Source organism: Rhizobium bangladeshense, from assembly GCF_017357245.1.
Taxonomy (GTDB): Bacteria; Pseudomonadota; Alphaproteobacteria; order Rhizobiales; family Rhizobiaceae; genus Rhizobium; species Rhizobium bangladeshense.
On record NZ_CP071612.1, the window covers coordinates 1,599,235 to 1,622,278 of the forward strand.

The 23,044-nt window shown below is 60.6% G+C and carries 22 protein-coding genes and 1 pseudogene; 8 read left to right on the forward strand and 15 right to left on the reverse strand.

What is annotated here, in order from left to right:
* Positions 1–16 precede the first annotated feature (16 nt).
* Positions 17–910: a carbohydrate ABC transporter permease gene (locus J2J98_RS07730; RefSeq protein WP_207603097.1), complete on the forward strand. Its 894-nt coding sequence runs from the start codon at positions 17–19 to the stop codon at positions 908–910.
* Positions 910–1,743 (forward strand): carbohydrate ABC transporter permease, encoded by an 834-nt coding sequence (locus J2J98_RS07735; protein WP_064706889.1) that lies wholly within the window; start codon positions 910–912, stop codon positions 1,741–1,743. The genes J2J98_RS07730 and J2J98_RS07735 overlap by 1 nt, the downstream gene beginning before the upstream one ends.
* Before the next feature lie 25 nt (positions 1,744–1,768).
* Here J2J98_RS07735 and J2J98_RS07740 read toward each other — a convergent pair whose 3' ends face one another.
* The 4 genes from J2J98_RS07740 to J2J98_RS07755 are packed head-to-tail and all read right to left on the reverse strand — an operon-like array spanning position 1,769 to position 6,377.
* Entirely contained in the window at positions 1,769–3,013 is a 1,245-nt protein-coding gene (locus J2J98_RS07740) for an O-antigen ligase family protein (protein ID WP_207602791.1), read from the reverse strand.
* Entirely contained in the window at positions 3,010–4,572 is a 1,563-nt protein-coding gene (locus J2J98_RS07745) for an undecaprenyl-phosphate glucose phosphotransferase (protein ID WP_207602792.1), read from the reverse strand. The genes J2J98_RS07740 and J2J98_RS07745 overlap by 4 nt, the downstream gene beginning before the upstream one ends.
* Before the next feature lie 56 nt (positions 4,573–4,628).
* Positions 4,629–5,798, reverse strand: coding sequence for a glycosyltransferase (locus J2J98_RS07750; RefSeq protein WP_207602793.1), 1,170 nt, complete (start codon positions 5,796–5,798; stop codon positions 4,629–4,631).
* 3 nt (positions 5,799–5,801) lie between these two features.
* A complete protein-coding gene (locus J2J98_RS07755) occupies positions 5,802–6,377 on the reverse strand; it encodes a polysaccharide biosynthesis/export family protein (protein ID WP_207602794.1) in 576 nt (191 codons plus the stop codon).
* A gap of 189 nt (positions 6,378–6,566) precedes the next feature.
* On the opposite strand from J2J98_RS07755, the gene J2J98_RS07760 reads away from it, so the two are divergent.
* Positions 6,567–8,741, forward strand: a complete 2,175-nt coding sequence (locus tag J2J98_RS07760) for a GumC family protein (protein ID WP_207602795.1) — start codon at positions 6,567–6,569, stop codon at positions 8,739–8,741.
* A gap of 27 nt (positions 8,742–8,768) precedes the next feature.
* Here the strand turns inward: J2J98_RS07760 and J2J98_RS07765 are convergent, their stop codons facing one another.
* Positions 8,769–10,010: a GNAT family N-acetyltransferase gene (locus J2J98_RS07765; protein ID WP_207602796.1), complete on the reverse strand. Its 1,242-nt coding sequence runs from the start codon at positions 10,008–10,010 to the stop codon at positions 8,769–8,771.
* Between the two features lie 118 nt (positions 10,011–10,128).
* Positions 10,129–10,338 carry a DUF2842 domain-containing protein gene (locus J2J98_RS07770; RefSeq protein ID WP_064706896.1) on the reverse strand — a complete coding sequence of 70 codons (210 nt, stop codon included), beginning with the start codon at positions 10,336–10,338 and terminating at the stop codon, positions 10,129–10,131.
* 114 nt (positions 10,339–10,452) lie between these two features.
* On the opposite strand from J2J98_RS07770, the gene J2J98_RS07775 reads away from it, so the two are divergent.
* Complete coding sequence (locus J2J98_RS07775) at positions 10,453–11,556, forward strand: COX15/CtaA family protein (RefSeq protein ID WP_064706897.1); 1,104 nt, start codon at positions 10,453–10,455, stop codon at positions 11,554–11,556.
* Between the two features lie 22 nt (positions 11,557–11,578).
* Here J2J98_RS07775 and J2J98_RS07780 read toward each other — a convergent pair whose 3' ends face one another.
* From J2J98_RS07780 to J2J98_RS07810, 7 genes are all read right to left on the reverse strand, one after another.
* Positions 11,579–12,370 carry a sulfite exporter TauE/SafE family protein gene (locus J2J98_RS07780; RefSeq protein WP_207602797.1) on the reverse strand — a complete coding sequence of 264 codons (792 nt, stop codon included), beginning with the start codon at positions 12,368–12,370 and terminating at the stop codon, positions 11,579–11,581.
* Between the two features lie 4 nt (positions 12,371–12,374).
* The gene (argC, locus tag J2J98_RS07785) at positions 12,375–13,307 is read right to left on the reverse strand and encodes an N-acetyl-gamma-glutamyl-phosphate reductase (RefSeq protein ID WP_207602798.1); all 933 of its coding nucleotides are present in this window, start codon (positions 13,305–13,307) and stop codon (positions 12,375–12,377) included.
* Positions 13,308–13,369: 62 nt separating this feature from the next.
* Entirely contained in the window at positions 13,370–14,332 is a 963-nt protein-coding gene (gene speB, locus J2J98_RS07790) for an agmatinase (RefSeq protein ID WP_064711195.1), read from the reverse strand.
* Between the two features lie 223 nt (positions 14,333–14,555).
* Positions 14,556–15,746 (reverse strand): CmlA/FloR family chloramphenicol efflux MFS transporter, encoded by a 1,191-nt coding sequence (gene cml, locus J2J98_RS07795; protein WP_207602799.1) that lies wholly within the window; start codon positions 15,744–15,746, stop codon positions 14,556–14,558.
* A gap of 302 nt (positions 15,747–16,048) precedes the next feature.
* Entirely contained in the window at positions 16,049–16,516 is a 468-nt protein-coding gene (gene rpsI / locus J2J98_RS07800) for a 30S ribosomal protein S9 (RefSeq protein ID WP_047616469.1), read from the reverse strand.
* Between the two features lie 2 nt (positions 16,517–16,518).
* Complete coding sequence (rplM, locus tag J2J98_RS07805; RefSeq protein ID WP_012483399.1) at positions 16,519–16,983, reverse strand: 50S ribosomal protein L13; 465 nt, start codon at positions 16,981–16,983, stop codon at positions 16,519–16,521.
* Positions 16,984–17,296: 313 nt separating this feature from the next.
* On the reverse strand, positions 17,297–18,196 hold the full coding sequence (locus J2J98_RS07810; RefSeq protein ID WP_207602800.1) for a LysR family transcriptional regulator: 900 nt from the start codon (positions 18,194–18,196) through the stop codon (positions 17,297–17,299).
* A 72-nt stretch (positions 18,197–18,268) separates the two neighbouring features.
* Here J2J98_RS07810 and J2J98_RS07815 point away from each other — a divergent pair, with 72 nt between their 5' ends.
* The gene (locus tag J2J98_RS07815) at positions 18,269–18,499 is read left to right on the forward strand and encodes a YjiS-like domain-containing protein (protein WP_138395111.1); all 231 of its coding nucleotides are present in this window, start codon (positions 18,269–18,271) and stop codon (positions 18,497–18,499) included.
* A 97-nt stretch (positions 18,500–18,596) separates the two neighbouring features.
* Positions 18,597–19,424 carry an enoyl-CoA hydratase gene (locus J2J98_RS07820; protein WP_207602801.1) on the forward strand — a complete coding sequence of 276 codons (828 nt, stop codon included), beginning with the start codon at positions 18,597–18,599 and terminating at the stop codon, positions 19,422–19,424.
* Here the strand turns inward: J2J98_RS07820 and J2J98_RS07825 are convergent, their stop codons facing one another.
* The gene (locus J2J98_RS07825; RefSeq protein WP_064707078.1) at positions 19,425–20,261 is read right to left on the reverse strand and encodes an EamA family transporter; all 837 of its coding nucleotides are present in this window, start codon (positions 20,259–20,261) and stop codon (positions 19,425–19,427) included.
* A gap of 473 nt (positions 20,262–20,734) precedes the next feature.
* Positions 20,735–20,944, reverse strand: a pseudogene (locus tag J2J98_RS30270) (hypothetical protein).
* A gap of 116 nt (positions 20,945–21,060) precedes the next feature.
* Here J2J98_RS30270 and J2J98_RS07835 point away from each other — a divergent pair.
* Both J2J98_RS07835 and J2J98_RS07840 read left to right on the forward strand, forming a co-directional pair.
* Entirely contained in the window at positions 21,061–21,489 is a 429-nt protein-coding gene (locus J2J98_RS07835; RefSeq protein ID WP_138395114.1) for a CoA-binding protein, read from the forward strand.
* 117 nt (positions 21,490–21,606) lie between these two features.
* Positions 21,607–22,890 (forward strand): O-acetylhomoserine aminocarboxypropyltransferase, encoded by a 1,284-nt coding sequence (locus tag J2J98_RS07840; protein ID WP_138395115.1) that lies wholly within the window; start codon positions 21,607–21,609, stop codon positions 22,888–22,890.
* Positions 22,891–23,044: the final 154 nt, after the last annotated feature.

Genomic DNA, 23,044 nt, shown 5'->3' on the forward strand with positions numbered 1-23,044 from the left:
TTCACGGAGTATTGGGATGATGCGCTCCAAACTCGACGGCTCCCAACCTACCAATTTGCTTTATCTATTGCCGGGATTGCTGCTCTACGCGGCTTTCGTCTTCGGCCCGATCATTGCGGCTCTGGGGCTGAGCCTGACCAGCTGGGACGGCGTCAGCATGCCCCGCTGGGTTGGATTGAGCAATTATATCGACCTCTTTTCAGATGGTCGCTTTTATATCGCCCTGCGTAACAATGCCGAGCTGATGATCTTTTATTGTGTCCTGCCGCTCGTGCTCGGCATCACACTTGCTGCCTGCGTCTGGAATCTGAAGCAGCGCGAGCAACTTGCTCTCAGAACCTTCTTGTTCCTGCCTTACATCATGCCGACTGCCGTCTTGGGCATCATCTGGGCATGGCTCTACAATCCTGCTTTTGGCCCGTTCAATCAGTTCCTCAGGGCGATGGGCCTGGGCATGTTCGCGTTGCCGTGGCTTGGAAATTTCAATTTTGCGCTTCCCGCAGTCGGGATCGTCGCTACCTGGTATTTCTTCGGCTTTTGCATGGTCATTTTCCTCACCGGAATTCAGCGCATTGACCCGTCTCTCTTCGATGCCGCAAAAGTCGACGGCGCTTCGGCGCGGAAGACCTTTTTCTGGGTGACGCTGCCGCTTCTGATGCCGGAGATAAGGGTCGTGCTGCTGTTGACGGTCATAGCCTCGATCAAAAGCTTCGACCTGATTTTCACGATGACTCGCGGCGGACCCGCGAACGCCACGCTCGTGCCGAATATCTACATGTATCAGCTTGGCTTCGAGCTCAATCGGTTCGGAGCGGCGGCGGCCATCGCCATTGTCGGCGCCTTGCTGACATTCGCGATCAACTATGCAATTCACCGGTTTGTGGGCTCGCAGAGCAGAGGGGTGGCTTGATGAGCCGTTCGTCCAACATCCCCGCCGCTACGCTCCCACTTCGCATTCTCCTCTGGCTTCTCGCATTCGTAACGATCACTCCATTTCTGCTTCTGCTTCTGACGTCGATAAAGAGCAAAGCCGACGTCCTGAAGGGTGCGTTTGCCTTGCCGGCATATCCGCATTTCGAAAACTACCTGGATGCCTGGAATGCCGGACATTTCAACATCTACTTCTGGAATTCGATCATCGTTGTCATACCCGTCGTAGCCGCGAGCGTCTTTCTGGGCCTGCTGACGGGCTTCGCCTTCGCTTTTCTGTCTTTCCCGCTCAGACGTACGCTGTTCGCTATACTGACGCTCGGCATGATGGTACCGGCGGAGGCCTTCATCATCCCGCTTTATTATGAAATGCGGTATCTCGGATGGATCAATACCTATGCCGCCGTGATCGTGCCGCAGATTGCGATGTCGATCCCATTCTCGACGATCTTCCTTGCCAGCGCGATGCAGCAATTGCCGGAAGAAATTCTTGAGGCGGCTGTCCTCGATGGCGCCGGACGCTTCTATATCCTGCGCAAGATCGTCGTACCCCTCATGGTGCCGGCAATGTCGACACTGGCGCTGTTCTTGTTCATATGGACCTGGAATGAGTTTCTCATCCCGTTCATTCTGGTCAACGACGATGCTTATCGGACGCTGCCCCTCGGCATGCTGTTTTTCCAGGGGCGTTACACGGTCAACACGCCGGTTCTGACCGCCGGTGCGGTGATCGTTATCGCCCCGCTCATCCTGACCTATCTGATTTTCCAGCGGCGGTTCATCGCCGGCTTGACGGCCGGGGCGACGAAATAAACAATCAGCCGAGAGGCGGGAGGACCTAGGCCGTTCCCCTGGGCATTCGGCCGCGTCTGTGACGCGCTTCCAGCGCCGCGCAGCCCCAGACCGTGCCGAAGAGCAGATAGACATGGCGCCAATGGTCGATGTCGATGACATTGCCGATCGCCGCGTGGCCGAGAACGGAGATCCAGGCAATCATCAGGAAGGGTTGCCATGGCCGATCGAACAGCAGATTCCGGAAACCCAGAATGAGCGTCCAGAGGAGCATTCCGACATAGCTGACGAAGCCGAGCCAGCCGTAGGAGGTGAGCGATTTCAGCCAGATATTATGCTCGTCTTCAGGAAACATCGTGCCGAACACGAGCGGACCGATGCCGAGCGGGCGCTCCATCATCATGGTGAAGCCGATCCGGTGGCGCTCGAACCGGCCGAGATGTTCGCCGTCATACTGCTGCACGAGCTGAGCGCGTGCCGAGAACAGCTCTGCGACCTTCGGGATCTGCAGCGCCACCAGCAGTGATGCGACCAGCATGATGATCGCCGCCAGGGACAGGATCAGCACTCGCAAACGGAAGACGCCGCTGCGTTCCTTCAGCAGCATGATGAAAATCAGGAGCATTACGCCCAGCGCAAAGAGCCCCCAGGCGGCGCGGGAAAAGGAGAGGAAGATACCGAGCGCAATCACCAGAAGGGCGGCTGCCTTCAAGGGCGATTTCTTCAAGTCCCCGGTCAGAATGCCGTGGATGAGGTGGAGCGACGGCGGCACCAGGAAGGGGCCGAAGACGTTCGGATCCTGGAATGCGCCTTTGGCGCGGTCGTAGAGAGTGAACACTTCCGAGCCGGGGAAGGCGTGGAAGTAGCCGAGCACGCCAAGCGCCGACGTGGCGACGGCGGCCAGGGTCCAGGCGTTGAAGATCAGCGGCAGCCGTTTATGGCTGTCCTCGATGATTGCCGCGTAGAAAACCGCGGTCAGCGCCAGGAAGGTCGAGACAGCGATATACATCGGCGCCGTCGCAAGGTCCTTCATCTGGGTCAGCGATAGCATGCCGCCGATATTGAAAGTGAGCAGCAGGGCAAGCAACGGCGCGACGCCGCGCGAAATCTTCAGGCCGAGGATGAACCAGAGGCCGATCAGCCCTGCCATCCAGAGTTCATAGGGCGCCGGCTCATCGATGACGAAGCCGGAGAGGAAAACGCCAATGGCGACAACAGCCGAGCCGATCAGGCGCAGCGCTGCCCTCTGCGGCTGGGCGACACGCGAATATGTCGCCTCGACCGCGCTCAATAGGCATTTTCCGTGTTGAGCAGCCGGATCGGCGTCAGGAGCAAAATCTTAAGATCGAACCAGAGCGACCAGTTCTCGATATAGTAGAGGTCGTAGGCCGTGCGGAACTTGATCTTCTCGTCATTGTCGACCTCTCCGCGCCAGCCATTGATCTGCGCCCAGCCGGTGACACCGGGCTTGACGCGGTGGCGGGCGAAATAACCTTCGACGACATCGGCGAAGGCGCGGTCGCGCGCCTGGGCAAGAACCGCATGCGGGCGCGGACCGACCAGCGAGAGTTCTCCCCGCAGCACGTTGAAGAGCTGCGGCAGCTCGTCGATCGAAGTCTTGCGGATGAACTTGCCGACGCGGGTGACGCGCGGATCGCCCTTGACCACCGCGGCCTTGCCTGTGGGGTCGGCCATGTTGGTGTACATCGAGCGGAACTTGAAGACGTTGATGACTTCGTTGTTGAAGCCGTGACGCTTCTGCATGAAGAAGACAGGGCCTTCCGAGGTCGCCTTGATGGCGATCGCAGTTGCGACCATCAGCGGCCAGAGCAGTGCAAGCGCAATCAGGGTGAAGAAGATGTCGAAGCCGCGTTTGGCCACGGAATCCCAGTCGCGGATCGGCTTCTTGAAAATGTCGAGCATCGGTACGGCGCCGACATGGGAATAAGCGCGCGGCCGGAAGCGCAGCCGGTTGGCATGCGCGGCAAGGCGGATATCGACCGGCAGGACCCAGAGCTTCTTCAGGAGATCGAAGATGCGGGCTTCGGCCGAAAGCGGCAGGGCGATGATCAGCATGTCGATGCGCGTCAGCCGCACGAATTCGACGAGCTCGGCCACTGTGCCGAGCTTCGGGTAACCGGCGACCATGATTGGTGAGCGCTTTTCGCCGCGGTCGTCGAAGATGCCGCAGATGCGTATGTCGTTATCCGCCTGCTGTTCGAGCATCCGGATCAGCTCTTTGGCGGGCTCGCCGCCGCCGACGATGACGGCACGCCGCTCCATGACGCCGTTGCGCGCCCAGTTGCGGATGCCGTAGGCGACGAGGAAGCGTTCGGTTGCGAGAAAGAGCGCCCCGGCGATGAACCAGGGAAGGTAGGCATCGACCATCGCCCATGTGGTGCCGCGGATGAGCGCGAACAGGCCTATGGTGAGGACGAGCGCGATCGTCCACGCTGCGACAATGCGGGGCATTAGCCGCAGCTTCGCGCGAAGTGCGGGAATGGTATAGGTGTCGGCGATCTGCAGGGCGACGCCAGTCAAGGCTGAAGCGATCGCCGCCATGCCCGCCCGCACCAGCAGGGTATCGCTGCCGTCGCCGGGCCAGAAGTAGTGGACGATCAAGGCGATCGAAAAGAGCGCCAGGAGTTCCAGGAGCCGCAATTGGCCGATAACGATGACAGGCGAACGCGTCCCGTCGCGGAACTGTTCGGCGATCTGCCGGGCATAGGGGTTGATTTCGATCGGTCCGGAGGAGCGCTCCTGACCTGCGTTGCCGCGCGCCTCGACGTCGGAGACCTGCTTGCGCAGCGCTTCCAAGTCGAATTGATCGCCTCTTTCCAGTTTGTTCATGGGGTTTTATCGCTCGTTGTCAGCAAGCGAAATACCAGAAAGCCCCTAAGAAATATTTACGGCGCGCCGGACATTGCTTGTCCGGCGGTGGGATTGACCAGCTCATGGTACAGTTTGAGGACATCCTGAGCCATCACCGTCGACGAGAACACAGCCTTTATTGCTTCGCGCGGCGGCATTGTTCTGGAGTGCCAGCCAGGCGTACTCAACGCTTCCGCCATGACGCGGGCAAGATCGTCGGAATTGCCGGGCTCTACAAGGGCCGGACTGTCCTTGCCGAGCACCTCGGGAATGCCGCCGACGCGGCTTGCAATGATCGTTTTGCCGGCGCCGAGCCCCTCGATCACGATATAGGGCATGGCTTCGGCGCGAGACGGGACGACGAGATTTTGCGCCATGGCAAAGGCTTCGTGGACGCGCATTGCCGGCAGCATCCCGATACGTTTGCCGAGACCGCGTTCGACCATCATCTCGCGGTAGCGGTCCCGGTCAGGTCCGTCGCCGATCATCAGCGCCGAAAGGGGCCTGCCGAGCAGCCGCTCGGTCTTGGCGAAGGCATCGACAAACAGATCGGGACCCTTGAGGTCCCGAAGCATTCCCACATAGATGAAATGCACGGCATCCGACCGGGTGTGGATCGGCTCGAACTCACGGTCTCCGATGCCGTTATAGATCAGTTTCGTCTTCGTCCGCGGCTTGCCCACCTTGCGCATGTAGGTGTCCCGCTCATACTCGCAGATGAAGACCAGCGCATCGGTGAAATATTCCTGCAGGCGTTCCATCCTGAGGACGAATTGTCCGCTGAGCGAGGAGCGCGAATAATGCAGGCTTCCGCCATGCGCGGTATAGAGGCGGGCTACGCGATACCTGTTCACCCGCAAGGCTGAGCCGGCAAGTCGCGCGAGCACGCCGCCCTTGGCGCCGTGCCCGTGCAGCACATCCGGCCGCAAACTTTTGATCTTCTTGTATGTGTCCCACATCGTCGCGATATCGGACGGGCTGACAGAGCGCCGGATCGGCACCCGCGTCAGGCCGAGCGACAGGTAGGGACGAATATCGTCGAACAATCTGTCCTCGTGCTCGCCTCCGGTCGAGCTGTCGCAGAGGATGCCGATGTCATGGCCTGCCTTGCTATGTTCTTCGACCAGGTCGCGGACATGGCGGAAAATCCCGCCGACCGGCGACCTGAAGCAGTGGAGGATGCGGAGCGGCTTTTCCTGTGCCATTACTCAAAAGAGCCGTTCGCGTACGTAGATCGTATCGCCGGCGATGATCGGGCCGGATATGTTGATGCGGCCGGTCAGCGCCTGCCCGTTTATCTTGCGGGTAACGTCGACCATGCTCTGGTTGGCGCGGCTGGTGAAGCCGCCGGCAACCGCAATGGCGTTCTGCACCGTCATGCCAGGAACATAGGCATATTGGCCGGGCTGGCCGACTTCGCCCATGATGAAGATCGAGCGGTAACGGTCGACGTCGATGGTGACGTCCGGATCGCGAAGATAGCCCTGCTGCAGTTTCTGGGCGATCTGGCCCGAAAGTTGCTGCAGGGTTCGGCCGCGGGCAGGGACCTGGCCGATGAGGGGGAAGGCAATATAGCCGGCCTGATCCACCGTGTAGGTGTTGGTCAGGCTCTGCTGGTCGAAGACGGTGATGCGTAGCCGGTCGCCGCTGTCGAGCGTGTAGGGCTGGATGGTCGCCTCGTTGAAGGCCTTTGGAGCCGGCTTGTACGTCGTGCATCCGCCCAATGCTGCCGTCATGGCTGCAAGGCTCAGGGCCAAAAGGATATTGGGCGGGGCGACAGACATCCGCTTGTGCTCACAGAAAATGAACTTGGTGCAGTCGTTATCGATCCGTTAGGGTTAATGCCTGGTAAAAGACGCGCGACAATTTCCGAGTTCTTTGCCGCCCCGCGCTATTTCTTGGCGAGATCATTATTAACCGTTGAGTTACCATGGTCGTTTACTCTTGCGGCACCTTTGTTGTGGAGTAAGAGCATGTCCGGCGTAGTGCGTGATCAGGATGTGGACATTGACCTCGGCCAGTTGGCTCGCGCCGTCTGGGCGCGCCGGCTCAGGATATTGACGATCACGCTCGTGGCGGCCGGCGTCGCCTTTGCCGGCGCCAAGCTCATCTCGCCGCAATATCGCAGCGAAACACGCATTCTCATCGAGCCCCGCGCGCCGGCCTTTGCCAGCACCCAGCAGGCGAACGACGCCGGCGCCGGCCCACTGATGGACGAACTGAATATCGCCAGCCAGGTGCAGCTCCTGCAATCTGCCGATCTCCTTAAGAAGGTGATCAACGACCTGAAGCTCTATGATCTGCCGGAATTCGACGACGCCGCCAACGGCTCGGCGATGAACAGCATCCTCGTGAAGCTGCATCTGAAGAAGAACCCGATGGAGAACCCGCCGGAAGAACGGGTAATCGACGCTTTCGTCGAGCGGCTGCAGGTCTACCAGGTGCCGGGTTCGCGCGTCATCGGCATCAATTTCACGTCGAAGGATCCGAAGCTCGCCGCCGCCATTCCGAACGCCTTGGCGAACGTCTATCTTTCCACTCAGAGCGGCGCCAAGCTCGATTCCAATTCGGAAGCGACGCGCTGGCTTGAGCCGGAGATCGAAAACCTGCGACAGAGGGTCAGCGAGGCCGAAAAGAAGGTTGCCGAATATCGCACCACCCACGGTCTGCTGCAGACGAACGGCACGACCACATTTCCCGCCCAGCAGCTTAATGACATCTCCGCAGAACTCACCCGCGTGCGGGGCGACAAGGCCAATGCCGAGGCGAGGGCACAGGCGGTGCGCAATGCGCTGTCATCGGGAGAAGCGTCCGACACGCTGCCTGACATCATGTCCTCTCAGGCGATCCAGCGTCTGAAGGCGACGGAATCGGGCCTGCAATCGCAAATATCAGATCTACAGACCAGCCTTCTCAACAGTCATCCCAGGCTGAAGAGTCTGCGCGCCCAGCTCTCCGATATCCGCGGCCAAATCCGCCAGGAGACGCAGAAGATACTGGCTAGCATTGAAAACGAGGCGAAGGTTGCCGACCTCCGCGCGAGCGAACTCGAGCGCCAGAAAGATACGGTGCAAGCCAACAGCGCTCGTGCCGGCGAAGATGAGGTCGGGCTCAACGCACTTGAGCGCGAAGCGAACGCCCAGCGCCAGCTGCTCGAAACCTATCTCGTTCGCTACCGCGAAGCCGCCTCGCGCGCCGACAGCAATTCGAGCCCGGCGGACGCCCGTATCGTCTCCAGGGCCATTGAGCCGGTCGATCCCTATTTCCCGAAGGTGGTGCCGATCGTCGTCGTCGCGGCCGTCGCGACGCTGATCCTGAGTGCCATCGTCACCATGCTCGCCGAACTCTTCAGCGGCCGGGCGCTTCGTCCCGTCGATGCGTCGCGTGACACGATCGAAGCGGAAACGGTCGCCGAGGAGAAGGATGTGCCGCAAGCCGCTGTGGCCATTGCTGCCGTCAGGAGGCCCGTCCAGCCGAGCATGCTCGCCGTTGTCACGGATGATGATGGAACGGACGAGGTCGACGACGTGGAGGCTGCCGAAGAGGTGCCCGAGGACGACAACGAGTTCTCCATTGCCTCTGTTGCGGACTATCTGGCCGATAGCCGCGCACCGCTGGCGATCGCCATATCTCCGACTGGTGACAATGGCTCGGCTGCGACGGTTTCGTTGACCCGCATGCTCGCCGATGCCGGCCGGCGCGTGGTTCTGATCGACATGACCGGCTCCGGCTATCCCACAGAACTGATGGCAGAGGACCAGTCCGCGCTCGGCGTTACTGACCTTCTGTGCGGCGAGGCCGCCTTTGGAGATACGATTCATGGCGATCGCCTTTCCGATGCCCATCTGATCCCGCAGGGTCAGAGCGACGCGCGGCGCGCCATGCGCGGTGTCGACCGGCTGTCGCTGCTGCTCGATGCGCTCGCCGCCGCCTACGACCTCGTGGTAGTCGAATGCGGTGCGGCCGATGTCGCCGGCGTCTCGCGGCTGACGCGCAGCCGGGATGTCGAGATCATCCTCTCGCTGCCGCAGCTGGAGGAGACGATCTTCGTTGCCCTGATGACGGAATTCCAGGCGGCGGGTTACGAGCGCGTCGTGCTGATGTCTGCCGGCCAGGCGGACGAGCAGGAGATCGGACAGGCCGCCTAGAGCCGTCGCGAAAAATGGCCAGCTATGTCAGCCGATCCGTGCGCGGATGCCCTGGGCGAGCTTATAGAGTTTCGGACGCGCCTTGATGTGAGCCTTGCCGCGGGTGACGATCCGGTGCGCGGCGGCGGCGGCGACCCCGAACGGGGAGACCGGCAGGACCACGTCATAATGCGCGGTCTCAACGGGTGCCCAGGAACGCTTATAGCTCTGGTCGCCGAGGCCGAAATCGAACAGCGCGACACCCCTGCCATGCAGTCCCGCGATGGTCTGCCAATAGAGAAATTCGCCGGGGCTCGTATCGGGCACAAGATCTTCGTCAATCGCCCCGAACTGGCAGATGACGTGGTCGCCCTTGCGCGAAATGCCCGAGATCGCAGCGATCCGGTCCTTATTCTCGCCCTTCAGCCGCAACCCATGCATCTGCAGCCCGAAATACTGTCTTCTATCATCCCGCTTGTCGATGAGGCCATGCAGGAAGCTCTGCGTCTCCGGATCGGCGAAGACGTCGGGCAGGCCAAGGCTTGCGAAGCGGATACTCTTCAGGCGGAAGAACACATCGAGCAAGTGGTGCTGTTCTTCCGACGTTTCGGGGATGATGTATTCGAAACCACCGACCGCTTCCAGACGCCTCGACTGAACGCGGAATTTCTTACGCCGGCTCTTGGCGTTCAACTGTTTCAGCGTCTCGTCGAAATTGGAGAGCAATGGTAATTGATAAGCGTGGTTCTGGTTCTGCACCATCGGCAGTCCGGTGAGCGGGGTCTGCCGCCCCCGCCATTCCAACGGAATGTTTTGCAGCAGCAACAGATCAGCGTAACCCCTTAAGGCGTGCCGAAGCTGCCCCGCGAATTTCTCCGCGTCGATGCTCCCGCCGCTTTCGGCAAAGTTCCCCGAAAACAGACCGGTATTGATATTGCTGTGATCGGCAGCGATGAACTTCGCGACGGCCAATCCACGGGATTTGACGATCTCGATCGGCAGAATGAAGGCCGTCTCTCCGGCATAGGTGCCCGTGAGGATCGCCAGCGGCCGCTGAAAGGCTTTTACCCAGGCGGCGCACCAATCGTAGCTCTGATGAAGGGAGTGGAGATCGTCCGTCTCCAAGGCCCGCCAATCATCCTCCAGCGGCTGCATCGCATCGAATACCGAGATGTCGATTTTTGCCATGGCAAGTTTCATGCTCACCTGGCGTAGGCGTGAGATTGCCATATCGGCCAGCGCGCCATCGTCTGACGGCTGTTCATCAACATCGAGCTTTTGCGTCTGCACGGGAACTTCTCCGGTCAAAATGCTGAACGGGAAGGTAGGTATGCGGGACGTATAATTGGTTTAACGGCCGTCCATCGGCGAGGTTTTCCGCCGATCACGGTTATTCGGCCGTTAATGCTTACTGCTGGCGCGGCCCGGCCATCCATTTAATGATCAACATTGCCGGCAAGACCCAAAGCAGGCCGGTCAGCAGGAAGTAGAGCAGGTGCCCCCACCAGGGGACGTTGCCGAGCGTCGCCACCGCGACCGTGTTCGCCACCAGCGCATAGACGAGCACGAGCACGATGATAAGGATCGTGCCGATGAATTTGCGGAGACGGACGGGCATTGCTTATCTCTTGTATGGGTAACGTGGAGCGGCGCGACGGCATGCCGCAAAGCTTCGGGGCTTGTTTTGCATGAGCTGGTGGGGCAAATCAACTGCCGGATAGAAGGAGACATCATGGCCGTCGCGAACCCCACCATGGAACAGGCGATCCTGACCGAAGTACGCAAACAGAACCGCAATCGCCGCGCCTTGCGGCTGTGGCTCGGCGTCGTGCTCTTGGCGCTCTTCTGTCTCGTGCTTGTCGGCGGGGCAACGCGGCTGACCAATTCCGGCCTGTCGATCACCGAGTGGAAGCCGATTCATGGCGTCATTCCGCCGCTGTCGGCCGCCGAATGGGAAGAGGAATTCCGCCTCTACCAGCGCATTCCCGAGTTTCAGCAGTTGAACAGTTCCATGACCGTCGACGAGTTCAAAGGCATCTTCTGGTGGGAATGGGCGCACCGGCTGATCGCCCGTGGCATCGGCGTGATCTTCGCGCTGCCGCTCCTCTATTTCTGGCTGACGGGGCGCATCGAGAAACGCCTGCGCTGGCCGCTTGTCGGTATCCTTGCCCTTGGCGGCCTGCAGGGTTTTATTGGTTGGTGGATGGTGTCTTCCGGCCTGTCGGTCCGCACCGACGTCAGTCAGTACCGGCTGGCAACCCATCTCGTCATGGCTTGCCTGATCTTTGCCGGCTGCATGTGGATCATGCGCGGTCTCTCCCCTCATTCGGACGATCCGGCGCCGGCGCGCAGTTCGCGCGGCTTTGCTGCCGTGATCGCCGTTTTCGCGCTGTTCCAGATCTATCTTGGCGCGCTGGTGGCGGGGCTCGACGCCGGTTTTACCTACAATACCTGGCCGCTGATGGACGGTGCCGTCATTCCCTCCGATCTGCTGGTTCAGCAGCCGTTCTGGATCAATGCCTTCGAGAACCCGAAAGCGGTGCAGTTCATCCACCGCATCGGCGCCTATACGCTCTTCGCACTGGTGCTGATCAACATGGTGATCGCCCTTCGCGCGGCACCTTGGACCACCCATGCCCGTCGCGCCGTCTTGCTTTTCGTTCTGGTTACCGTTCAGGCGGCGATCGGCATCGTCACGCTGCTGATGCAGGTGCCGCTTCACTGGGGGCTGCTGCATCAGGCCGGTGCGCTTGTTGTATTCGGTTTCGCCGTCGCCAACTGGCGCGGCTTTTACGGGGAATACCCGCACGAGACAATGATCAGCGAACGCGATTGAAAGCGAGAAGCCTTCATTCGTTCTATCGCAGCACGCCGTCGAGCAGCGGCATTCCGATGATGGCGGCGGCCCCAATCAGCACGTAGGAGGCGATGCGAAAGGTCCGCTCCTCGGCAAGCCCGAACAGCTTCGAGCCGCCAAAGAGACCGAGCGCATAACTCGGCAGGATGACGGCGGTGAGGGCGAAGACGGCGGGCACGAACAATCCGCCGATATAATAGCTGATGGCGCTGAAGACGGAGGAGATCGAAAAATAGAGCACGACATTCGCTCTGACCCGCGTGAAGTCGCTCTTGCCGCCTAGCCAATAGGCGACGACAGGCGGTCCGCCGAGCTGCACAGCGCCGCTGAAAAGTCCGGCAATCAGGCCGACGCCACTGCTGAGCGGCGCCGACGGCGCGCCTTGGTAGCGCCATCCCGATACGAGGAGCGCGAGCAGACAGATGGCGATGACCGTGATGCTCCAGCGCAGGAGCGTCGGGTCGAGAAGCGCAAGCAGCGCCGTGCCGACCGGGACGCCGAGCGCAGCACCCGCCGCCATGACGAAGACTTCGGAGCGGTTGGCATTGCGCCAGGCGGGTGGGATCAATCCCGGGGTGGCGATGCCGTCGATGACGAGCAGGATCGGCGAGACCAGCTTCGGCCCGACGATGGCGCCGCCGAGCGGAATGAAGATCAGGGCTGCGCCGAAACCGGAAAAGCCGCGGGCAAGCCCGGCGATGAAGGCAAATGCCATCAACGCGTAGATGCCGTGACCGGGCAGGGCGGCGGCAAACCACGCCTGCATGTCGGCGACAAGCCTATCCAGCATCATGACCTCAGCTGGCGAGCATCAGGTCCATGTTCTGCACGGCAGCACCGGAAGCGCCCTTGCCGAGGTTATCGAGCAGCGCCACCAGATTGACCTGGGAACCGCCCGGCGTACCGAAGACGAAGAGCTTCATCGTGTCCTTGCCCTCGAGTTCGACGGCGTTGACGCGGGGCAGCGCCTTGCTTTCGGCGAGCGGCACGACGGTGACTATGTCCTGCCCGGCATATTGGGCGACGAGCGCGGCGTGGATGCTTTCCATCGTCGTGCCCTCGGCGAGATCGCCGAGATGCAGGGGCACCTGTACGATCATGCCTTGCGCGAACTTGCCGACCGACGGCGAGAAGATCGGCGCGCGGTCGAGCAGACCATGCACGGTCATCTCCGGAACGTGCTTGTGGGTGAGGGGAAGGCCGTAAAGGAAATGCGGCGCGCTGATCGCGTCCGGATGATCCGGATTTTCCATCTGGGCGATCAGCTGCTTGCCGCCGCCGGTGTAACCGGAAACCGCATTTACCGTGACGGGATAGCCATCCGGCAGAATGCCGGCGGCGCGCAGCGGCCTGATCAGGCCGACGGCGCCCGTGGGATAGCAGCCGGGATTGGCGACGAAGCGGGCCGAAGCAATTTTCTCGGCCTGCTCCTTATCCATCTCGGCGAAGCCATAGGCCCAGCCGGGATTGACGCGAAAGGCCGTCGAGGTGTCGATGACGCGGACGTTATTATTGGCCGAAACCATCTGGACTGCTTCCTTCGACGCCTCGTCGGGCAGGCATAGAATGGCGATGTCGGCGCTGTTCAGCATGTCCTCGCGCATGGCGGCGTTGCGCCGCTCGGCCTCTGGAATGGACAGAAGCTCGACATCGCGGCGGCCGGCCATGCGCGTGCGGATTTGTAGACCCGTAGTGCCGTGTTCGCCATCGATGAAGATTTTCGGTGCCATTTTAGACCTGCGCTTTCAAGAGGTTCTGAAGGTTTCCGGATTCAATTTGCGAGATGGATGAGTCAGTCGTGTGACGCTGCGATTGCGCGTCGCTCCGCATGAAGCCCCAGCATATACATTGCCACCGTCGCCCCCGCAATGGCGGTGATATCGGCATGATCGTAGGGCGGCGACACCTCGACGATATCGGCGCCGCGGACATCGAGCTGATGCAGACGCTGCAGCACCGAGAGGATTTTGGCGCTCGACGGACCGCCGGCAACGGGCGTGCCGGTGCCCGGGGCGAAGGCGGGGTCGAGGCAATCGATATCGAAGGTGAGATAGGCGGGGGCGCCGCGAGTTTGAGAGATGATCGCCGACGCGATGTCGCCGGCATTCATGTCTTCGACCTGATAACCATAGAGAATATTGATGCCGCAATCCTCCGGCGCATGGGTGCGGATGCCAATCTGGATCGAGCGGTCAGGATCGATGATGCCCTCGCGCACTGCCCGCGCTACGAAGGAACCGTGGTCGATGCGCCGCTCTTCGTCGAACCAGGTGTCCTGGTGAGCATCGAACTGCACGAGTGCGAGAGGGCCGTGTTTGGCCGCATGGGCTTTCAGCAGCGGCCAAGTGACGTAATGATCACCGCCGAGCGTCAGCAGAAAGGCGCCGCTTTCGAGGATCGCGTTGGCCTGGCGTTCGATGGCAGCAGGCGTGTCCTGATGGTTGCCGTAGTCGAGCAGACAATCGCCATAGTCGATCACGGCCATGTCGGCAAACAGTTCGCGGTTGAAGGGATATTGCGCGTCGTTGTCGAAGACCGCCGAGGCGCGCCGGATCGCCTGGGGACCGAAGCGCGTGCCCGGCCTGTTCGATGTGGCGGCGTCGAAAGGGATGCCCCAGACGGCGACATCGACGCCGGCAAGTTCTTTGGTGAAGCGACGGCGCATGAAGGACAAAGCACCGGCAAAGGTGGGATCGCTGGCAGCCGAAGTGAGGCTGGTCGCCGTGAAGGCATGATCGATGGTCCTGTTCGCCAAGGGGGGCTCCTTCTCTGTGGGCGCCAACTTAGTCGCTTTCGATGTCGCCCTTATATCGCCCGGCCACCGGTCGCGACCAAGCCGCCGGTCGGCGTCTGCCTGATCCTGCCCCGAAAGGAACTGATGTTTCCTTTCGGGGAGCAGGTAAGGGGTAGGCGAGGTGCGCCGAGATTTCAAGCGATCCCTCGGTTGACCGCTCTGCCGCCATTCCGCAGCAGCTTCGTCAGATTGCCTTCTTCGGAAGCTGGCGCAATCCGGCCAGCGTTATCAGCGCTGTCGCGCCGGTGTAACCAGCGAGCGGCCAGACCGTGTCGCCATCGAGCAGAAATACGAACAATGTGCCTGCAATACCGACCAGCAGGCTTTCGACGCAGAAGTAGAGCGCCACGGCCGTTCCCGCGGTATCGCCGAAAGCCGCGAGCGCTCCGTTGGCCGTGACGGCTGTCGCAAAGACAATGCCGACCGCGATGATCCACATCGGCAGGATGAGGCCGACAAGCGGCGCCTGCAGAAACATCTCTCCCGTGGCGAGCATCACCGCGCCGAGTAGCAGCATCGCCATGCCTCTTGCGAGGCTGCCCGCGATGCCCCAGCATCTGACGAAGCGTTTGGCAAAGCGCGCCGTCACGATCATCACCAATGCCACCGAGGCGAAGATGACGCTGAAGGTGATGCCGGAAAAGCCGGCTCGATCGATCAGGATGCGTGGCGCGGTGGAGAAGAAGACGAAGAAGGCTCCCATCGCCGCGCTGAAGCCGGCCGTGTAGATCCAGAAGGGAAAGCTCGCGAAGATCGGGCGCAATGCGATGGTTGCCGCCGCAGTAGTCGGGCGGGTTTCATGCCACCGCATACCGGCATTGAGAATTGCGACGATCGAGATCAGGCCGATGACCAGAAAGATCGTTTGCCAGCCATAGCGCTCGGCAATCACCGCTCCGACGATCGGCCCGAGCGCGGGCACAAGCGACAGCATGGATCCGAGCAGGCTGTAGATCACGCTGCTTTCCGGCCGTTCCGCGTAAACGTCGCGCACCGTCGCGAAGGTGGCGACCAGCGCCGCTGAGGCGCCGATGCCTTGCAGCAATCGCAGGGCAACGAACAGCGACGCGGAGGAGGTCCCGGCAAGCAGGAAGGATGCAAGAGCAAAGAGCGCCGCCCCTCCGAGCAGCACGGGCCGTCGCCCGACGATATCGGAGATCGGACCGAAGACGATCTGGCCGACGCCGAGCACGAGCATATAAAGGCTGAGGGTCAACTGGATGACTTCCGGCGAGGTGCCGAGCGCCTTGGGCATCATCGGCACGACCGGGAGATAGATGTCCATGGCAAGCGACGCGAGGACGTCGAAAGGAGCCATCAGCAACATGGCTGCAGGCATGGAATAATTCCAGGACGGAATTTTCGGATAAGACATGGGTAAGATCCGCTCAAATGATTTCATTCGGCGGCGATCTGTCTTTTCATCAGGATCTGCTGGGACAGATGCCGCAACAACAGCGCAGTTGTTGCGGCCTAGTTGTCTGCGGACTTGGTTGTTCCCATTATGCGACCTTGGCTGCGGGTTCGCCCGTTCGCGAAGCGCTTTGCCGAATTTCTATCAGCAGAACCGGGATGCGGCAATGGCGGCTGGCGCAGGCGATCCCAGGAGTTTCTTCAAACCAGCAAACAAAAAGGCCGGGTTTCCCCGGCCTTCGTAATTCCGTCTGTCCGAAGCGATCAACGCTTGGAGAACTGGAACGAACGGCGGGCCTTCGCCTTGCCGTACTTCTTGCGTTCGACGACGCGGCTGTCGCGGGTCAGGAAGCCGCCCTTCTTCAGCACCGAGCGCAGGCCCGGTTCGAAGTAGGTCAGCGCCTTCGACAGGCCGTGGCGAACGGCGCCGGCCTGGCCGGACAGGCCGCCGCCGGCAACGGTTGCGACGATGTCGAACTGACCGTCACGGGCAGCCGCGACGATCGGCTGGCGCAGGATCATCTGCAGCACCGGACGGGCGAAATATTCCGCGAATTCCTTGCCGTTGATGATGATCTTGCCGGAGCCCGGCTTGACCCAGACGCGGGCGACGGCGTTCTTGCGCTTGCCGGTGGCGTAGGAGCGGCCGAGCGAATCGACCTTGCGGACATGGGCCGGAGCAGCAGCTTCGGAAGCCGTGCCGAGATCCTTCAGGGAGGAGAGGTCAGCCATGATCAGGCGCTCCTTACGTTCTTTTTGTTGAGCGCGGCGACGTCGAGGGCGACCGGCTGCTGGGCTTCATGGGGATGGTTGGAGCCGGCGTAGACGCGCAGGTTCTTCATCTGGCGACGGCCGAGCGGGCCGCGCGGAACCATGCGTTCGACCGCCTTTTCGAGGACGCGCTCCGGGAAGCGGCCTTCGATGATCTGGCGTGCGGTGCGTTCCTTGATGCCGCCGGCATAACCGGTGTGCCAGTAGTAGACCTTGTCGGAATACTTCTTGCCGGTGAAAACGACCTTGTCGGCATTGATTACGATGACGTTGTCGCCGTCGTCAACGTGAGGGGTGAAGGTTGCCTTGTGCTTGCCGCGCAGGCGCATAGCGATGATGGAAGCGAGACGGCCAACGACCAGCCCTTCGGCGTCGATGATCACCCACTTCTTCTCCACCTCTGCGGGCTTCTGGGAGAAGGTTGCCATAGTGAATACTCTCTTTTGGGACCCTTGGCCCGAAGGCTGGAAGGGCGTTTCTTGTTGCTTGGATTGGCAAGCGCGAACGTGCCAAAAAGAAAGCAGCCCGGATAGGCTGCGTTCTGGCGCGGTGTATAAAGCGGATGTGACATAGGGTCAATATCGGGCTCTGCGGTCGCTCAAAAAAAACTAAAAGGAAAACAATGAGTTACTAGTGTGGTGTTATCATACCTCAAATTTGTCGCTTGAAAATCTGCCGAATTTGACATTTTTCACGTCGGCCTGCCCCTTTCGGAGAGCGCGCTTTGGCCGAGGGCGACCGCTAATCTCCCAACGCACGCAGACATTTTATCACCTCCCGAAGGCCGCGTGTCAGATGTTTGTCGCGGCGAAGAACTATGCCGAGGCGGCGTGTCAGCTTCGGCTGCAGCGACGACGTCGTCAGGGGCCTGCCTCGGTCGCGCTTCACCGCCAGCCCCGGCAGGATCGACCAGCCGAGTCCGACCGCCACAAGCTCCTTGATTGCCTCGATACTGCCGAACTCCATCGCCGGTCGCATCCTGGTTTCCGGGGCGGCCAGCCACGCGTCGATTGCCCGCCTCGTATTGCCGCCCTCATAGAGGAGCAGTGTCCTGTCGCGCATGAAGGCGGCGTCCGGTCCACCCTCGGGCACCGGGCTGCCCGCGGGGGCGACGGCCAGCAATTCCTCCTCGTAGAAGGGTTCGATCTCCAGGTTCCGTCCCGATGCCGGCAGGGCCACGACGGCGATGTCGAGACTGTTGGCCTCCAGATCGCGCAAAATATCGTCTGCATTGCCGATGGAGACGGTGATTTCGAGGCCGGGCATGGATTTCCGTGCGGCGGCGATGGCGCCGGGAAGCAGATGGATCGAGGCCGTGCCGCCGCTGCCGATGCGCACCCGTCCGCTGGCGCCATCCCTGTGGGGCATCATCGCTTCTTCCGCCGTGGCCGCTTCCTGAAGCAGACGCCTTGCATGAGAAAGCAGGTCGAGGCCCGCCGCCGTCGGTTGCGCCCGCCGTCCGACGCGCTCGATCAGCCTGACGCCGAGCCGCTGTTCGAGCCCTTTGATCTGCAGGCTCACGGCCGGTTGCGTCACGCCTTCCTTGTCGGCGGCGGCCGTAAAGCTTCCGAGATCGACGACATTGATGAAGGTTGCCAACTGATCGAGGTTAAGGGGCATACCAAAGAAATCCTTATGCATATCATAATATCCATAAGCTTCTTTTGGCGCGCCTTCCAGCGCATCTTTCCTCCACCAGGAAAGGATCAAGAGATGACTGTGGAATTTGGCGAAATCCTAGAGACACCGCGCGACGCCCTTCGGCTGAAACTTCGCGCGATGAGGCGCCTGGGCTGGTGGCTACTGGCGGCCATCGAGGGTCGGCTCGAAAAGCGTCGCAGCCGCCGTAGGCTCTCGGACCTCAGCGATGACGAACTTCGCGACATCGGTCTCACCCCTGCGCAGGTGAAAGCGGAGACGTCGAAATCATGGTTCTGGTTCTGACCCAGACGGCGGCGGGGCAGGGCAGGATCCTGCTCGAAATTGGCGGCGCCTTGTGGCAGAACGGCTAGATGGAAATCGAGCGCAGGGAGCACCCATCATGGCCGAGATCGTATCCTTCCGAAAGGAAGCAGGCAAAACGGAGGGATTGTTGCTCCGCTCGTTGCACGACGGCGTGCTGCGGCTCGTGCTTAACGACCCGCCCGCAAACGCGCTGTCGATCGCGCTTCTCGAAGCGCTGATGGCCGAGCTCGAAAAGGCGGAGGTGGATTCGGATGTGCGCGTGGTTGTCATCGCCTCGACCGGCGCCGTCTTTTCCGCCGGCCATGACCTCAAGGAACTCACGGCCCATCGCGTCGACGAAGATCAGGGCGCCGCTTTCTTCGAGAAGAGCTTCCGGCTCTGCGCCGATTTGATGCTGAAGATTGCGCATCTGCCAAAACCTGTCATCGCCGAGGTCGATGGGCTTGCAACGGCTGCGGGCTGTCAGCTCGTCGCCTCCTGCGATCTGGCTATCTGCACCGACACTTCGACCTTCTGCACGCCGGGCGTCAATATCGGCCTGTTCTGTTCGACGCCGATGGTCGCCGTTTCCCGTGTCGCGCACCGCAAGCAGGCTATGGAGATGCTCTTGACCGGCGAAACGATCGACGCCTCGACCGCCAAGGATTTCGGCCTCGTCAACCGGATCGTGCCGAAGCAATATCTGGCGCAGGTCGTTTCCAAGTATGCAGCCGTGATTGCCGGCAAATCGCCATTGATCCTGAAAATCGGCAAGGAAGCGTTTTATCGCCAGCTCGAAATGCCGGTGGCGGCGGCCTATGACTACGCCTCCAGGGTTATGGTGGAGAACATGCTGACGCGGGATGCGCAGGAAGGGATCGGCGCCTTTCTCGGCAAACGCAAGCCGGAATGGAAGGGCGAATGATCAGGCGAGTTTCAGAAACAGCACGCCCATCGCGATGACGATGCCGGCGACGTAACGCCAGATACCTGCTTTTTCCTTGAATACCGCAACGGAGATTACCAGCGCAAAAAGGATCGAAGTTTCCCGTAGTGCGGCAACCGTCGCCACCGGCGCCTTCGTCATCGCCCAAAGTGCCAGTCCGTAGGATGCAATCGATCCCGCGCCGCCGATAAGACCACGCCACCAGTTGCGGCGAACGTGACGCAGCACCATCAAGCTGCCGCGCTGGGACGCCGCCCACACAAACAACAGCATGGGCGGTAGCAGCGACATCCACAACGTATAAGAAACCGCATTGCCTGAAAGGCGCGCGCCGATGCCGTCGACATAGGTGTAGCAGGCGATGACGAAAGCATTGGCAATGGAGAAGGCGACCGCACGGCCGCTATTTCGCCGAGCCTCCAGGGCGAGCGTCAGGACGCCGGCTGAAATCGTCATGATACCGGCCAGAGCGGCGCCGGAAAGGTTTTCCCGCAGGACGACACCGCTTGTCGCAGCGACCAGCAACGGCGCGCAACCACGCATCAGCGGATAGACGAGGCCGATATCACCGGCTCGGTAGGCGGCGGCTACCAGCTGGAAATAGGCGAACTGCAGGATGGCCGAAGCGCCGATGAACGGCCAGGCAGCGCTTTGCGGCAATGGCAAAAATGCCAGAAACGGCAGAGCAGACACCGCGCCGCCGGCCGAAATCAGCGCCGCATCAAGGGATTTATCACTTCCCGCTTTGACGATCGCATTCCATGTCGCATGCAGGAACGCACCGAACAGAACGAGCAGGATGACGTCGAGGGGCAATGGATAAATCCGGTGCTGCGCGGAGGAAGGCAAGCGCTTCGTCCAACAGGGCAAACTTTTGGAAAGACAACTGGGATTTGCACGAAAATGCATTGCCGCGGGTGCGGATGCTTTCCGAGCTCCAATACCACCCTTTCAATACCCAGACAATGGCGGGGTCTGTCGACAATTTTTACGTGCGCGCGATATGCGTTCAATCCACGCGATCTTCTCAACTATGAGATGTTTCTAATGGACGCGAGAACATAAAGTGATCTTGCAGTGAACATAACAAGAAAACAGACTGGGGGAATTCACGAGTGGATCTTTCTATGTTGCTGAAATACAGATATTATTCTATAACTTTGACATACGTGAATTATAAAGCTTATGATTGTATCATGATGGATAAATCGCAGCGCGCGATTGAGCCGGAAACCTATTCGCAAACGCGAAACGCGTATGCAGCCTGCCGCAGCCACGGCGCAAAAATGTCAAAGCTGATGATGCGGAATGGAAAGCATCCCGTCAAGGTTGTCTATGCTTTGGCAGTTCAAAACGGGGCAGCGGGGATCGTCCTTTGCAGGGATATGCGTCCATTCCGCTAAGCGGTCGCGTCACAATAACTACTGTTGCGGCGCGAGATCGCCAAGGCCGGCGTAGCGGCGAGCACAAGCATGAAGGGCAAGAGCAATTTTTCTCATTGAATCATCCTCAGGGCCATTCAACTGCTATATACGCAAAACATGTGCAGCCGGTTTAACCGAAATGCGAAAAATGCCGGCGGGCTCAAAGGCATTCCCGGAATGGAGAAACGGAAATGGATCACGACGTCTACACGGATGATTATCTCGCCGGAATCCTGCAGTCGGTAAAGACCATCGCGTTGACTGGTGCCTCGCCCAATCCGGCCAGACCGAGCAACGGCGTCATGGGTTATCTGTTGTCGCGCGGCTACGAGGTCATACCCGTCAATCCGGGGCAGGCGGGCAAACAGATCCAGGGCCGCACCGTCTATGCCCGGCTTGCCGACGTTCCGGTGCCGATTGATATGGTCGACGTCTTTCGCGCCTCCGAATATCTCGATGGTATCGTCGAGGAGGCGTTGGCGCTGAGGCCGTTGCCGAAGGTCATCTGGGCTCAGCTTGGCGTCCGCGACGATGCCGCGGCGGCAAAGGCGGAGGTTGCCGGCATCAAAGTGGTTATGAACCGCTGCCCGGCGATCGAATATCCCCGTCTCATTGCCTGAGCAGGGCTGCGCTGAGACGGATTTTCCACCGAACGCCCAAGGCTTGAAACGGATCGCGGTTAACTTTCGCTGCCGGCAGGCTATGATCCTGCCCGTCAGCAATAATTGGAGGGCGAGATGGCCAAGAATGATCCTGGATTCAACACCTTGGCGGTCCACGCGGGCGCACAGCCCGACCCGGCGACCGGCGCGCGGGTAACGCCGATTTATCAGACGACCGCTTTCGTCTTCAACGATTCCGATCATGCCGCCGCCCTATTTGGCTTGCAGGCGTTCGGCAACATCTACACCCGCATTATGAACCCGACGCAGGCCGTGCTGGAGGAGCGCGTCGCCGCGCTCGAAGGCGGCACGGCAGCCCTTGCCGTCGCCTCCGGCCACGCGGCGCAGATGATCGTCTTTCACACCATCATGCGCCCAGGAGAAAATTTCATCGCCGCCCGCAAGCTCTATGGGGGCTCGATTAATCAGTTCGGCCATGCTTTCGAGAATTTCGGCTGGCAGGTGCGTTGGGCCGATTCCGCCGATCCGGCGAGCTTCGAGAGCCAGATCGACGACAAGACTCGCGGCATCTTTATCGAGAGCCTTGCCAATCCGGGCGGTACCTTCGTCGATATCGCCGCGATTGCCGACGTCGCGCATCGCAATGGCCTGCCGCTGATCGTCGACAACACGATGGCAACACCCTATCTCATCCGTCCGATCGAACACGGCGCCGATATCGTCGTGCATTCGCTGACGAAATTCCTCGGCGGCCATGGCAATTCCATGGGGGGCCTCATCGTCGACGGCGGCACCTTCGACTGGTCGAAGTCAGGCAATTATCCGATGCTCTCGAGCCCGCGGCCGGAATATAACGGCATGGTGCTGCACGCGACATTCGGTAATTTCGCCTTCGCGATCGCTGCCCGCGTTCTCGGCCTGCGCGACCTCGGGCCGGCGATCTCGCCCTTCAATGCCTTTCTCATCCTAACCGGTATCGAAACACTGCCTCTCAGGATGCAGCGCCACAGCGACAATGCCATCGCCGTGGCGAGATGGCTGAAGGCGCACAGCAAGATCGCCTGGGTGAATTATGCCGGCCTTGAAGACGATCCGAACCATGCCCTGCAGCAGCGCTATTCGCCCAGGGGCGCAGGCTCCGTCTTCACCTTCGGCGTCCAGGGCGGTTATGAGGCCGGCAAGACGCTGGTCGAAGGACTTGAACTCTTCTCCCACCTTGCCAATATCGGCGACACCCGCTCGCTCGTCATCCATCCGGCCTCGACAACGCATCGGCAGTTGAACGACGAGCAGAAGATTGCCGCCGGTGCCGGACCCGACGTGGTGCGCCTTTCCGTCGGGATCGAAGACGTCAAGGACATCATCGCCGATCTCGAGCAGGCGCTCTCGAGGATCTGATGTAGTTCGTCACGTATATCTGACTCGTACGTCAGCACCTTTGACAACTTTTTTGAGCAGGTTGTATTGAGTCGACCGCCGAGGAGCCCTGAAAACAGGGCGCTTTCGGCGCTCGAACTTTGAAAAAGCGGCATTTTAAATTTGTGGTGCTCGA

Coding starts and splice junctions, on each gene's coding strand:
- J2J98_RS07815 (WP_138395111.1), top strand. CDS start 18,269: ATGACTGTGGAATTTGGCGAAATCCTAGAGACACCGCGCGACGCCCTT.
- rpsI (WP_047616469.1), bottom strand. CDS start 16,516: ATGGCTGACCTCTCCTCCCTGAAGGATCTCGGCACGGCTTCCGAAGCT.
- J2J98_RS07840 (WP_138395115.1), top strand. CDS start 21,607: ATGGCCAAGAATGATCCTGGATTCAACACCTTGGCGGTCCACGCGGGC.
- J2J98_RS07750 (WP_207602793.1), bottom strand. CDS start 5,798: ATGGCACAGGAAAAGCCGCTCCGCATCCTCCACTGCTTCAGGTCGCCG.
- J2J98_RS07780 (WP_207602797.1), bottom strand. CDS start 12,370: ATGATGCTGGATAGGCTTGTCGCCGACATGCAGGCGTGGTTTGCCGCC.
- J2J98_RS07835 (WP_138395114.1), top strand. CDS start 21,061: ATGGATCACGACGTCTACACGGATGATTATCTCGCCGGAATCCTGCAG.
- J2J98_RS07775 (WP_064706897.1), top strand. CDS start 10,453: ATGGCCGTCGCGAACCCCACCATGGAACAGGCGATCCTGACCGAAGTA.
- rplM (WP_012483399.1), bottom strand. CDS start 16,983: ATGGCAACCTTCTCCCAGAAGCCCGCAGAGGTGGAGAAGAAGTGGGTG.
- J2J98_RS07770 (WP_064706896.1), bottom strand. CDS start 10,338: ATGCCCGTCCGTCTCCGCAAATTCATCGGCACGATCCTTATCATCGTG.
- cml (WP_207602799.1), bottom strand. CDS start 15,746: ATGTCTTATCCGAAAATTCCGTCCTGGAATTATTCCATGCCTGCAGCC.
- J2J98_RS07745 (WP_207602792.1), bottom strand. CDS start 4,572: ATGAACAAACTGGAAAGAGGCGATCAATTCGACTTGGAAGCGCTGCGC.
- J2J98_RS07735 (WP_064706889.1), top strand. CDS start 910: ATGAGCCGTTCGTCCAACATCCCCGCCGCTACGCTCCCACTTCGCATT.
- J2J98_RS07760 (WP_207602795.1), top strand. CDS start 6,567: ATGTCCGGCGTAGTGCGTGATCAGGATGTGGACATTGACCTCGGCCAG.
- J2J98_RS07755 (WP_207602794.1), bottom strand. CDS start 6,377: ATGTCTGTCGCCCCGCCCAATATCCTTTTGGCCCTGAGCCTTGCAGCC.
- J2J98_RS07730 (WP_207603097.1), top strand. CDS start 17: ATGATGCGCTCCAAACTCGACGGCTCCCAACCTACCAATTTGCTTTAT.
- argC (WP_207602798.1), bottom strand. CDS start 13,307: ATGGCACCGAAAATCTTCATCGATGGCGAACACGGCACTACGGGTCTA.
- J2J98_RS07820 (WP_207602801.1), top strand. CDS start 18,597: ATGGCCGAGATCGTATCCTTCCGAAAGGAAGCAGGCAAAACGGAGGGA.
- J2J98_RS07810 (WP_207602800.1), bottom strand. CDS start 18,196: ATGCATAAGGATTTCTTTGGTATGCCCCTTAACCTCGATCAGTTGGCA.